A 14311-nucleotide genomic window follows, 5' to 3' on the forward strand; every position below is an offset into this window, starting at 1 on the left:
TTATGACCCATCATGGGGCAGCAACGCCGCCTGTGGCCGCCTTCTGTGGGCCCCGAAACTGGATTTCAGCACGGGGCATGGATCACCGGGCGTTCACCCGTCAGCCTCGTAGCTCGACCTGAAGGGTCTGGCCAGCCTCAACAGTGAGAGGTTCTTTCATCTGGACAATGACGCGGCGGCCATTCTGTTCCACGGCAGCGATGTCCAGAGTCTTTTCGCCTTCAGCAGTTTGGATGACGGCGCGGGCACGCTGTGGGACGTCGGAAGGCACTTCCAGGGCGATGCTCCGCACCCGCAACCGACCCCAGAGGAGCTCGAGGGTGTTCTTCTGACCGCCGCCCTGGCGTTTCTGCGTGAATCGACCCCAGCCCTCGGCACCGGTGAATGCTGCGGCGAAATCATCGGCGTTAAGGCGTGGGGCGAAGCCGATATGGCCGCGAGGACCGTGGTATTCAAAACCGCACAGCGCGAGGAACACGCCGTAACTGGCAAGTGCCCGGGCGTAATGGTCGCCACACTCCACTTCATTCCATGGGTTGTGGCTGCGGGGATGGTAGCGCTCGTGGACGGCGCGGCAGATGGCGAGGGCTTCCAAAAGCATGCCTTCCCACACCATATGACCGGCCACCTGATATTCAATGCCGGTCCAGACTTCGTCGCGGTAGAGCACGCTGTCGGGGCCGAGATGCTTGGATTTGGGCCACGTACAGGTGAAGAGACCGGCCTGGCCCGGTCGGGCAAACCACCGCTGCGGGGGGTGGGCCGCGTTTTGCGGTCCCACATCCGGCGCCCAATTATACACCCAAATGGCTTTCAGGGCCGAGCGAACAGCCTCCACAGGATAGATGTAGCCCAGCCCGACCTGGTGCGCCCAGCCCTGACCAAAGAGTTGGTCGGACAAACAGCCATCGGCATATTGGTGTTTTGGATGTTCTTTAAGATCAACTTTTTGAATAAAATACTCGCCGTTAAACAGTTCCTTCATGGTGGCGTCGCGTCCCGCTTCAAAAACCTTGCGGCAGCGGGCGGCGAATTCGTCATCGCCCAGTTCTTTGGCCATTTCTTCCCCGGCGCGACAGGCCGCCAGATAGAGTGAGCCGACCATCGTATTCGGCCCGTAGAAGTTAATGTCGTATGTGTTGTGTTGCTCTCCCTCAATCAGGCCGTTGAGATCGCCATCCTGGACGAAAAGGAACTCCAGGGCCTTTTTGATGCGGGGCCAGTTGCGGCGGAGGAAGGAATCGTCGGCAGAGCACTGGTGCTCGCGGTAGGCCTTGAGGATGGTTCCGCCCTGGGAGTCGCCCGCCCACAGCTTCCAGCCTTCTCCGCGAAACCGGATCGCGCCCGTTTGTTCGTCGAAGCCGGCCTCGGGATTGAAATCCTGCATCTCGCGCACGGAGCGTTCTAATCGAGGGAAAAGACGGGCCAGGGCGTGCTCGTAATTCCACACGTGGGCACAAGTGCCGTGGCAGCAGCCCACGCCTTCCCATGCCCAGAATCGACCATTGGCCCACCACTGGCACGTACCCGTAGCCAGATTGGCCACCGTGGAGAAGAGCCGGTCCAACAACCAATGGGGCAAGGTAGCACCGTACCATGTGTCGTGCCACAGATGGGTTTGTTGCCGCAGTCGGGGCAGATGCTCTTCAATATAAGAGAGCAGGTCGCCGAGGGTGGGGAATCGAACAGCGTAGTAATTGCCGCGTTCCGGACGGTTCGGAAAGTGCCAGAGCACGGCGAAGGACAGGCGGATCGTTTTGCCGGGGCCAATTGTCGTTCGATATCCCAGCGCACCCCGAAGTTGCTCGTGAAGAGCCGTCTGGCCGGACGCGATTCCGCCCTCCACCGGTTTGAGGTGTTCCCACAACTGACTCACGTCGATCGCGCCTTTCCAGTCAGTTGCGGCCAGGATTTCACCGGGAGAAGAAGCGTCGTCCAGCTCGGGGAGGAATATCTGCAGCGACATCTCGCCAAAGTCGTACTGCTTTTCGAGCGGGCCTTCCGGACTGGGACGGGGGGTATCCCGGAGTTCGATCTGGTCCACATTGATGTGACCCCAGCCTCCCGACTCAGCATCGACGATCTCAATCTGCGCGGTTTTGCCGAAAAATTCCTGGACATCCCAGTTCTGCCACTGGAGGCGCTCGTTATTGTTGCCGGTGGCCGTTCTCACGATCTGGCCGTCCACCAGGAGATTCATGCATGTTTTGCCCGCGTGATTACCTCCCCCGATAAGAAAACTGATGTAACGCCGATCGATGACAAACGGCGGGGAAACAAGACGGCCGTGCGGGCGATCGCCTCCCAGGTAGGTGTTGACCAGACCTTTTCCCTGAAAACCGCTGACCTCCTGTTGGTTGGGGAGCGTTCCGTGGGCTGGACCGCTGCCGAAGGCCTCTCCTTCCACTTTCCAGTCACCGTAATCCTGACCCTCGAAATCAGCGAGGACCTTCGGCGGACGGGGCTCGCCGGGAGGTGGCAGAGACCGAACCGAGTGGACAACGGCGAACGACCGCGCCAATTTCCGGAGATCGGTGCGGCGTTCTCCCCAAAAGCTGCTTCCCGTGTGGCAGGCCACGGCATTTTGCAGCCAGCCGGCCAGGGTGACCGTCCGGGGAGTTGGGCCCGGATTCTCCACAAAGAAATCGAGCACCGTGATGGGCAGGGCGGAATCCTCTTCATTCAGCGGAATAAATGGGGAGTAGGCCTCCAGACGGATCTTCACCGGGAAATCGGGGTCATGATAGTCAACAAAACCGATGGGGTATTCACCGCAGAAGCGGACATTGGGAAAGCCGTTCCGATCCAAAGTCCGCCGGAGCACCTGTCCATCGACCTCCACGGCCATCGCGAATCCCTGTTGCACAGGGTAATCCGGCTTGGGCATGTTCTGATAGTTTGTCGCCCCATAACCGGAAAAGTTGTGTCGATTGAAAATATCCCAGTGGAACAGGCGGCCATCGCCTCCCAGATAGAGCTGTCCTGCACAGATACCCCCCACCGGCATGCCGATTTTGTCGAGGTCTTCGCCCGAATACCACGTCCGCTCTCCCCGCGCAAAGAGCTGGGCAATCCATTCGGGACGGAGCTTCTTGTCGGCAGGGACAAAATGGTCGGCCGTATCGGAAGGCTCAAACGGTCCGGCAACCAGGGGAACTTTCCAGGGGATGACGGTGCTGACCGTCGCGGCCCCTGCAATCCTCAACAAATCACGCCGCGATACGCAGGACGGACCACATTCACTGCCGGATGAGCATTTTTGAAGCTGCGGATCTCGAGTGGCCATGTATATCACCCCTGTGCTGGAGCCTCCATAAAGCCGGCGTGGAGCGGCTCGGCTGGTTTCCCAATTGCTCGAAAATTCATCGCGCCTTTCTGCAGAAACCGGGCTTTATTGTAAAAGCCCCCAAGCGTCAGGGCAATCCGCGAGAAGGCTGACCCATCCGCAGTGGTCGTTTGGAGTTGCAAGAGACCAAAACGGTCATGTGTTGTAGGGGCAATTCATGAATTGCCCCTACCGGTGAACCGTGTCCGTGAGATAAGAAACGTCGTTCGGAGGGGCACACTTGTCGTGCCCGTCGAAACGGAACGGTTAATGCAACGTCGGAAAAGCAGACGTGACAAGCACGTCCCTCCGGAAGAGGTCGCTCCGGAATTTTTTCAGAGGGACACGCTTGCCGTATCCAGCTCCACATGTGGAGTGCAGGGCTTTAGCCCCGCTTTCGGCGCGGGACTTCAGTCCCCGCTGAAATGGAATGGATGATCGATCGGTGTTGATCGGACCCGACAAGCGGGTCCCTCCGAATGCGGACTGGTGGCCATACGGCTTATCCGCCGACTTGGGTCGGCTTCTCAACACGGGGCGAGTCACCAGTAAAACTTGATCACCTTGCCGAGGCCATCCACGGTTTCATCCTGCGGTGGGACGTCGCTGCGGACGCGGATCTGGCTCACGTTGTCCAAAACCAGAAGGGCGGTGGCGTCCGGTTCGGGCAACGGGTTACCGGTGAGATCGAGCTCCTGGTGGAGCAACTGTCCGTTCCACACTTCCGCCACGTCGTTGGAGTTCACCCCCTGGGCCTGAACCCGGGCAAAGGAGCGGAGTGTCCACCGCTGGGCGAGACCCTGCTGGATGACGGTGTCCACGCCGTTGGCGAAGATGGAATCCACCGCCGCGGACAGTTTCACGTTGGCCTGATCGCGCCCACCGCCTGTATTGACGAACACGTTGGCAAAATTCTTGGCGCGGATGAAGAAGCCGTTGCCGAGCAGTCGCACGCTCGTGGGATCTCCGACCAGTTGATCGTCTCCCGGGCTTCCCGTGAGATTGGCGGTATCCTGGCCGCCCCGCGAATAGGCCAGGACGTAATCGAACGCGCTGACCGAGATGCTGTAGCCTTCGCCGGTGAGTGTGGCGAGATTAAGTCGCGCGGTGAACGTGTCGTTGTAGGGCGAATCATACAGCGCGGCGGTGTCTGTCCCACCGCGTGTGCCGCGGATATCCATCGTGGCCACGTTCTGCACATGGAATTCCTGCTTCCGTGTGCGGTAAGTGAGCTGGCCTGGCTCCGCCGTGAGATTGTCGTCGCCTGGGGTGTCCAGAAGCTTGATGGAATCGTTCCCGGTCAGCGTGTCCACCGTGGCGACCTCGAAGCCCTTGGCGCGGAGGAAATAACCTTCCCCGAACACCTTGACGAACTTGTCGTCAATAACCACGCGGTCGTCGAACTCCGAGCCGGTCAGGTTGGCTGTATCCACACCGCCGTACCGGGCATAAGCATGGACGTAGGCGACTCGGCGGGCGGTGATCTGGTAGTCGGAACCACTCAGGGTGGCCACCGTCGGCCTGGCGACGAACGTGTCGTCACCCGAACCATCGACGAATTTGATCCAGCTCTCGTTACCGGCCGGTGCCAGGACTTCCACCTGATCGAAGCCCTTGGCACGGTAGAACGTGCCGTCAGAGAGCGTCATGGTGCTGTAATCCGGCCGGCCGACAAAGGCATCCTGGCCGGTGGTTCCGGTGAACGTCGCGCTATCCTGACCTCCATTCTTGGCGATCAGATGGGTGAAGTCGAAGCCGTTGACCTCGATGCGGTAACCGGCGCCACTGAGGACCGCGCCGCCTGCCGTGATTGCGGCAGTGTCATCCCCAGCGGAGTCGTAAATCATGGCGACATCCAGTGATCCACCAGATCCCGCGGAAGCCGTGATGGATTCGGCACTGGTAACGAGGGCATCAAGGCCGGAACCAACGAGGTGCGCCGTACCAGGCGATGCCGTGAGGATGTCATCACCGGCGGTTCCGGTGAGTGTCGCCGCGTCGTTGCCGTCGCCCAGATCGGCCTGAACCGTTTCAGCTTGAACTACCGTGATCGTGTAACCTGTTCCGGAGAACACAAAGGAACCCGGCGCGAGGTCCAGCGTATCATCTCCGGAGGTGCCGACAAAGACCACCTGATCGTTGCCGGCTCCCAGATCGACCAGCAGTTCGGTGACGGACGGATCAATAGACTGAACGACATTGTTGAGTTTCACCGTCCAGTTGGCGGCCGTGTCACCGGCATAGATCTCCAGCACGTCATCGCCGTCGGTTCCCAGGATGGTGGGCCCACTGACGGACTTGGGCACGACCGGCGGGTCGAAATTCCCGACCACTGGCAGGGCGTACTGGTTACCGAATCGCAGATAGAGGTCCTGCCCGAGTGGTTTGGGGCTGAAGTCGATCTTCTGATAGCCTTTGATCGGATCGGTCACGATTCGATTGAGAACCGACTGACCGTTCGAGATGAGGAAGTACCACTCGCCACCTTCCGTGGGCGTTTGTCCGGTGCCTGTGGGAACCCAGAGACCGATGTCATCAAAACCGTCCTGATCCATGTCGGCGGCCGCTGGCCGTTCGAGGATTCCAATGAACCCGAAGCGGAAGTTGTAATCGGCCACGCCGTCCCAGCCACGACGGACGCCGTTCGCCAGATCGACGTAGAAAACGTCGTCCATGAAAGTTGCCAGGTCGTCGAAGCCATCGCCGTCGAAATCACCCACGATCGGATAGCCGCGGAGCTGGCTGGTGAGGGTGTAATCGACCTGGTAATCGTGGTTCGTGTCAAAGTACCAGTAGGAAGGCTGGCCGTTGGGTGGGAACGCGGTGACGACACCCACCTCGTCGCCGTTGGCGTCGTTGTCATCGAAGCGACCAGCGATGGGAAGACCATTGACGGCCGCCGGCTCGACGAGGTTGATGTCAGGCACGCCGTCATTGGTCACGTCGACGATCCACCGGAACTGGCCATTGACGCGGCCGTAAGCAGCCAGTTTATCGAAGCCGTCGGCCGCATCGCCGGGATTGAGCGTGAAGTTTCCGGCGAAGACGTCATCGCTGGTGAAGCCGATGGTGTAGGTCAGGTCGCGGTTGACGTAGTCGGGATTGTCGGGATCGAAGACACCGTTTCCGTTGGTGTCGACCCAGACGGATCCTGCCCCCCAGACACCCACCTCGGGACGGCTGTCCACCGTGAAGCGAGCGACGAAGTTGCCACCCGGCGTGCCGTCACCGCTCGGGAAGAGTGGCGTTTCGTGCGGTTCGACGGCATTCGACTCCCCGTCCAGCCGATTCCCCGCGAGATCACGCAGTTCATCGGAAATGGTGAGTGTGAAGCGGTCATCAGGCAGCGGTTCGGCAAAACTCAGAACGATGGTAGCCCGTGCGGGCTGGCCCGGCACGACGGGGTCAGGAACCAGGACCACTCGAGAGATGGGGATGACCCCATTGGCATCGCCCACCAGGCTGAAATGACCGGGATCCAGGGCGAACTCCGGCTGCGCACCATCGTGCGCCAGCGCCTCGTACAGCCAACCGGATGCCCTGCGAGGCAAATCGATGATCTCAATGGAGAGACCCGTCACGAGCGGTGTCGGACCATTCGTCGGTTTGGGATCGAACAGATCAAACGCTGGGGCGGAGGTGATGTACACACTCTCCACCCGCGGCCCCTCCGTGTCTATCCAGATGTTTAAACGCTCCACCGTGGACTCGTTGCCGGGCACATCCGTTGCTTGCACGAGCAGCGTCCGCTCTCCATCGCGTGGGAAGAGAAGTGGATCGTTCAGGTCGATTGCCGAAGTGATTTCCCAGTAACCGTTGGGCTCGGCCTGATTCCCGTCGAGCGGCACCGCCGTCGTTTGACCCAGGAAAGCGTCCGCAGCATCGATCACGTTGTTTCCGTTGACGTCAGCGTACAGCCGGATGATGCTGTCGGCTTCAGCGCGGCCCCACAGAGTGGGCGTTGTATCGCTCGTGATGCGGTCATTCGCCAAAGCGGGCAACCCGGCCAGCCCGGTATCACTGTCGGCAGCGAGACCATCGGTCGCAGAAGCCGGTTCTCCGAAAAAGACCGGCGGCGGTGTCACATCCACGACGACTGTCAGCAGGAAGTCGGCACTGATATTCCCCGCCCGGTCTTCCACCTCCAGCTTGAGATTGTGAACGCCTTCGGCCAGCGGAGCGAGCGGTGGCGTGGTGATCGAATCCGTCGCCAGGAGTGCGCCGCTATCGTAGATGAGCACATCCCCGCTGCCTTCCGTCCGATCGTAGATCCGGTACCGGAGATTGGTCGGAAAGATATGCAGGAGTGCGTTGGGATCGCTCGTGCCCGCGGTAAACACCGGGGTTGTATCGTTGGTGATGTTATCCACATTGCTGCGACCGGAATCGCTCACTGTGACCAGGTCGAGATACGGCGTGTTGGGTGCGTAGGTGTCGATCTCGAATTGAGCGACAGGCGCGAGCAGACTCAGATTGCCGGCCTGGTCTTCCACGACGGCCCAAATGCTGTAGACTCCGTCGTCAAGCGGTTCGATGGTGATTTCCCAGATACCGCGGCCGTCGGTGGGATCTCCGTCGCTTTCATCAGACCCGGCAAAGGCCTGGCCTACAAGCTGCGTCTCGCCCGCAGCATTGTCCACATACAATCGAACAAGAGCGTTGGCTTCCGCCGTTCCACGGAACGCGGGATTATTGATCCTCGTCACATTGTCGTCACTGAATGCCCCGGTATCGCTGTCCGGTAGCATATCGGGCAGGGAAGGGACATCAGGATCTGTGAAATCGATGGTCACCAGAAGCTGTTCCGATTGCCGCACGTTACCCGCCGCGTCAATAGCCTCCACCGTCAGCGGGTGGGGGCCTTCGGCCGGAATGAAGTACACAAGTTCGTTGGCATTGAAGTCGATTCTCCGCAGACCGAAGTTGTCGTTGGGAACTCCATCCGTGGCGTCGAAGGCGGCATCAAACACGAAACTGTCAATGACGACCTCACCATCCTTAATGAGTACCGTGGTGTTGTATTCCGCGGAGATGCGGACATCCACGATGCCGGGGCCGGCCAGCGGATCGCCAATGGTCACGTTGTCCTTGTCGGACCAGCCGGTATCGTCGCTGTCCTGAAGGTCAATGGTGGGAATTTGCGGCGGTGTTGTATCGACGACGATCTCGGTGGCCAGGGCCAGGTTGTCCTGAACATCACTCACGTTGCCTGCCAGGTCTTCCACCTCGGTCCAGACGGTGTAGGTGCCGTCGGCAAGGGGCTCGACCGTAATCTCCCAAACACCCAGCCCGTCGTTGGGGTTCCCGTCGCTCTCGTCACTGTGGACGTAGGTTTGTCCTGCCAGAACAGGCCCGCTGCCATTGTCCACGTAGAGCCGCACGCGGGCGTTGGCTTCAGCAAGGCCGGTGAAGGCGGGCGATGGAATGGCCGTCACATTGTCGCCCAAAGTGCCCGTGTCGGCATAGTCCGCCAGAACCGGAGCGCTGGCCGCCGGTGGCGTATAGTCCAGAGTGACGAGCAACTCTTCGGATTGCGCGACATTGCCCGCCCCATCCATGGTCTCGACGGTCAACGGGTGAGGCCCCTCTGCCGGGATGCCGAAGTTTGATTCCACGAAGTTGAAGTCAATGGTGACCAGCCCGAACCCGTCCAGGATGCCGTCACTGGCCAAGTCGAAAGCCGCGTCGAACACCAGGGGACCGGCAATGACGGTGTTCCCATCCTTGATGACGAAGGTGTTACCCAGATCCGCCGAGACGCGGACATCGACGATGCCCATGGTGGGCAACTGGGTGGGATCGCCGATCGTCACGTTATCCATGTCGGACCAGCCCGTGTCGTCCACGTCTTGCAGATCGATGGTCGGCCGCTGCGGGGCCGTTGTGTCGATCGTCAGGCTGATGGGATCGGAAGCATTACTGATGTTGCCGGCCTGATCTTCGACTTCCACCCAAACGGTGTATTCGCCATCGGCGAGGGGTTCCACCGTGATTTCCCAGGTTCCCAGGCCGTCCGTGGGATCGCCGTCACTCTCGTCGGAGTGCACAACTGTCGAGCCGGCCAGGACCGGGCCAGAGCCATCATCGACGTACAGCCTGACCAGGGCATTGGCTTCGGCGAGGCCGGTGAACGCGGGGGCCGATACATTGGTCACACCGTCGCCAGGTGTCCCCGAGTCGCTGTAGGGTGCCAGACTGATAGTGGCTGGCGCCGGGGCCGTGTGATCGATCAGCACGAGGAGCTGCTCAGACTGCGTGCGGTTGCCCGCCTCGTCGGTCACTTCCACGGTCAACGGATGGGGACCCTCGGAAATATTGAGGGTACGGGTGACGATGGGCGCTCCCATTGTGAAGGAATCAATGACGACTTCACCGTCCTTGATGACGGCCGATGTGCCCGGCTCTCCCGTAATGCGGACATCCACGATGCCAGGTCCCTGAGTGGGATCGCCGATGGTGACGTTATCCAGGTCAGACCAGCCGGTGTCATCGGCGTTTTCCAGGTCGATGCTCGGCATTTGCGGAGGCACATCATCGATGGCGACCCAAAGTTGTGGTCCCTGCAGAACATTCGTGATATTGCCGGCCACGTCTTCCAGGGTCAGGTACATGATGTACACGCCGGTGGTCAGAGGTGCGGTGGTCACCGAATACAGACCCAGACCGTTACCGAGGATGCCATCACTTCGATCGGGGCCTGTAACCGCCATGCCGACGAGATCACTGCCGTTGGCATAGATGCGGACGATGCTGTTGATTTCGGCGCGTCCCTGGAAGGTCAACTGCTTGACGTTGGTGATATTATCACCGATCACGCCGCTGTCACTGGAAGGATCCAGGGTAAACGTCACAGCCGCCAGGTCCGGGAAATTGGGATCGTAGGTGACTGCCAGAGGCGTCCCCAGTTCTCGCGTCGCCGACGCCGGGACGGTTTGGCCGTCGATGACACGCACGGCGGCGCTGATGAAGTTCAGCCGCCCGAACGCCGTGGGATCGCCCGGATATCCCCCGGCCAGGCCTGTGGACAATAGTCCGCTGGGCACGGCAAAGGCGAAGACATCATTACTGGGACCGAACGGATCGGCGAAACCGGCGCTCACACCGTTGACGAACACTTCGACGGCTAGCCCGGGAGTCCCTGCGGCGGCCTGAGCTGCCGTGAGAACGGGAATCCCTTTGGCTGCCAGATCGGAGAGCCACGCCTGAATGAGCACCACCGGGTCGTCGATATTCGTGATGTTGTCCGAGCTGCTGCGACCACTGTCATACGCGGGGTGCATGACCACGGCCGTCGGCGTGGGAGCAGCGAAATTCTCGACTTCCAGAGTGTAGCTGTTCGGATCGCCATCCGTGCTGAAAACGCGGATGTAGTAACGCTGCTGGGAGACGACCGGAGCAGCAATCCGCACGCCCGTCGGCGTCACGGTACCCGTCGCGATGACATTTCCGAGACCATCCAGCAGTTCCGCCGACAACGTCCCATCCAGTTGGTTTCCCGCAATGTTGTCGCCGGTAAAGAGGACATTCACGATGAGGCCACCGCTATCCCGGGCCGTCACCTGGAAATAGTCGTCATTGGTGGTCCCCAGCTGTTCGCTGTGGATGGTGAGATCCTGAATCGTCAGGTGCGGAATGGAACCCAAAATCGTGGCACTTGCCAGCGAATCGTTGGGTTCCTTGAGATCGGGCAGCGTATAAAGGACGCCCTGAATGCCGAGACCTTCAATCCGGTCAAAAGTGATCGCCCCGGCCCCGGTGACCTGGAGCGTCCCGTTATCGCCTTCCGGCCCCAGGATGAGATGGAAGGGCGTTGCTCCCGGCCAGACATAAATGACATCCCCATCCGACTGGATCGCTCCATCAGGAGACCCACCGTCCACCACTACCTGGAGCGCGGAGGGATTGACGTGGAACTCGTCGTAGCCGTCCCCACCTTCCAATCGGACGACGGCAAAGTTGGTGAATTGCACCGAATAGAGCCCAACGACATTCACGTTCTGGTCGTCCACCACGATGAAGATATCATCCCCGGTCGTACCGGCCAGCGTCAGAGAATCCATATCCCCCGCGGAACCGTCGTTGCCATTGATGATGAAGCCGGTGTTGCCAACAAAGTTGATCACGGTGATCAGGGAACCGTCGGCCGCATTGGTTACGCGGAGTTGCCCGGTTCCGGGCCCGGTCGGCACCAGGGTGATGTTTTCCGAGATACCGGGTAGTGCGTTGTAGATGATGGGATCGGGCGCGGGACTCGCATCTCCGTCAGGGTTCCCTTCATCGAAGAAAATCTGCACTCCCCAGCCCTGCGGGGTATTATCCGCATAGGGTGTGACGTTGAGCGTGTCGACGTCATTGGGACCGACACTCGGTGTCCCCAGCGCATCGTCCCCGAATACGTTGAGCTGGCTGACATTGGTGAGATGAATCGGCGCGCTGCCGTTGATGGAGATATCGAGCGCCTGGTATCCGGTGCCCACAATGTCGAAAACATCATTCTGGTCAATTGCCGGGTTATTGGCATCGCCATACAGATTGACAATCCCCGCAGCCGACGAAATGACCAGGTTTTCAATCGAGCTGAACGCCACGCCCTTGGAGCCGGTTGTACCGATCCACACCTGGGTCGGTGTGCTCTTGTCTGCCCAGATGTCGATGGGACCTGAGAAGAACAGATTGAGCGAATCTCCATTGGGCGCGAACGCGGGGACGGGATCGCCGCCGTTAATGAGCATCGCAAAATTGCCGGAGGGATCCACATTGATGTCGTCAGCGAGTCCCCACGGGGCAGGGGCGGCCTCAAAACCGGCGTTGACAACGAGCCCAAAGGCGTTGGGATCCGTCTGAACGAGCGATCCACCCACGATGGAGAGAGGCAGCAGAGTGCCCGTCGAGCTGTTGACAATCGTGACGCTATTGTCGGACGCAAAGATGGTATCGTAGGCATTTCCCGCCCCGAATCCCGGCACGATCACCCCGGTTCCAAATCCGAAGGGATCAATGGTTGTGGCGGGATCAACGAGATCGTCCTCGCTGGGAGCATAGACGTAGAGTCGGTCTCCGCCGCCAGCGGCGGTGTCTACCGTGAGATTGGCCGCACCCGAAATGGCCAGGTCAGGACCGGTTCCGCCCCCGGCCAGGCCCGGGAATTGATCGAAGAAATCTCCCTCATTCGGACCATCCCACGGATCGCCGCCGAGGAAGACCAGCGCAGAATCCCAGTCGGTGGGAGCCACAGTGATCGCATCATCGCCACTGGTCCCCGTCACGGAGATGGTGTCGTCGGCCGACCCGTCACCGGAATACCTGACGGTTTCCATGGTCCTGATATCGATGGGAACCGCGAAACCGGAAGCGAGCAGGCCTCCGCCTGTCTGGTAAGCGAAGTCAATATTCCTCGCACCTCCACCGATATCGACGATTTCCAGCACGTCGCGGAGTGAACTGTTGCTGGCCGGGTCGTTCCCCTCGATACGCAGTCCGGTCAGCGGCAGGATCGCTGAGCTACCGAGGTCCGAGGTGATATTGAGCACGAATCGATCTGCTCCCGTGCCACCCAGAAAGACGTTATCCCCTCCCAGACCGTCACCATTAATGTGGAGCGTGGACGCGTCGTTGCCGGGCCCCAGATTGATCTCAGTGTGGTCCGCCGTGGTGGCGTTAACGGTGAGTGTGTCGGCAGATTGAGATGTGTGAATGTACAGATTTTCCAGCGTCGATCCGCCGGGAGTGTATTCATACCGGATGGGGGCGGCTGCATCGAAGTTGAGCAGCGTCGTTGTTCGAGAGAGGACATCCCCTCCCGCCGCATCATTGATCTGAGCGCTCGTATACCCCAGCAGCCCGCCGGAATCGTCCACGTAGAGCGAATCGACCCCTGTATCACTCGCCGGGCCGGGAATGATCGTGAGCTGGCCTTTGATCTGGCCGATGGTGTTCACGCCCGTTCCAAACGGTGCCCAGTTGAGAGCCGTTGGCGGACCGTAAGATCCCACCTGAAATACATCAGAACCAGGGCCGCCCGAAATGCGATACTGGAACGGAGCAAAGGTCGAGAGAACGGTGATGACGTCGTCGCCCGAAGTGGCCTCGAAGCGGATGTCTTCGATGGTCGCAAAATAGAGCTCGATGGTGCCGGGGGCCGCTCCGACGATGCGATCTCCGAAGATCTGAATATTGTCGCCGGTCGGGTCATTGATGTCAGAAAGATCGACCACCGACAGTCCAGCCTGCCCGTGCATCTGGACATTGCTTTGAATGGCGTCCAGATACTTGGTGGCCGCGTTCGAGTAAAGTTCCGATCCATTCTGGCCGTACATTCGGTTGGCCTGTGAGCCGGGACCGGTGGCCAGAATGTTGAACGTTTCTCCCTGGGCGTCGTCCGACTCCAGCGTACCTCCCGTAAATTCATTGCCGTACATATCGAGGAACTGGAGCCCTGGCACGGCCACGTGGTAATTGAGGTTGAAGACATCGCTACCGTCGAGGCTATTGACCGTTACCCGGGTCTTGTTGGCAAAGCTGTACTCCTCGAACGTTCCGCTATCCGAGCGAACGGTAATCGTTTGATCCGTGCCGACGATAGGACCGTCAACGATCGAGATGGTCTCCGTGGCATTGGTGGCGAAAATATCGAGCTGTGTGGCGGGAACCGTGTCGATGACAGGAGACAGATTCTGGAACGAGATGAGCATCTCATCACCGTTCCACGCTCCTGGGTGGCCGGGATAACCGGCACCTGGGCCCGCATTGTCGTCCGGATCGATGACGATCTGACCATCATCAGCACCGCCACCGAAAAGGGCTCCAGCAAAGTAACTCATTCGCCCGATTGGGCTGCCCGGATCGCCTACCAGCACGAGCTGGTCCAGATCCACGAGGCTTGAGCCCAGCGCTTCTCCGTCGAAGAAGATGGGTACGGCGAACGTTCCACCGGACAGATCGATGATCAGCGTATCGGAGTCGGATGAACCCTGCACGTTGATCCCG

Annotated in this window: 2 protein-coding genes; both read right to left on the reverse strand. The window is 60.0% G+C overall.

What is annotated here, in order from left to right; genetic code table 11:
• Positions 1-100: 100 nt before the first annotated feature.
• On the reverse strand, positions 101-3286 hold the full coding sequence (locus tag H5U08_RS01510) for a GH116 family glycosyl hydrolase (RefSeq protein WP_297029423.1): 3186 nt from the start codon (positions 3284-3286) through the stop codon (positions 101-103).
• Between the two features lie 581 nt (positions 3287-3867).
• On the reverse strand, positions 3868-14301 hold the full coding sequence (locus tag H5U08_RS01515) for an Ig-like domain-containing protein (protein WP_297029425.1): 10434 nt from the start codon (positions 14299-14301) through the stop codon (positions 3868-3870).
• Between the last annotated feature and the right edge of the window lie 10 nt (positions 14302-14311).

The sequence above is a fragment of the Thermogutta sp. genome (assembly GCF_014359955.1).
GTDB lineage: Bacteria > Planctomycetota > Planctomycetia > Pirellulales > Thermoguttaceae > Thermogutta.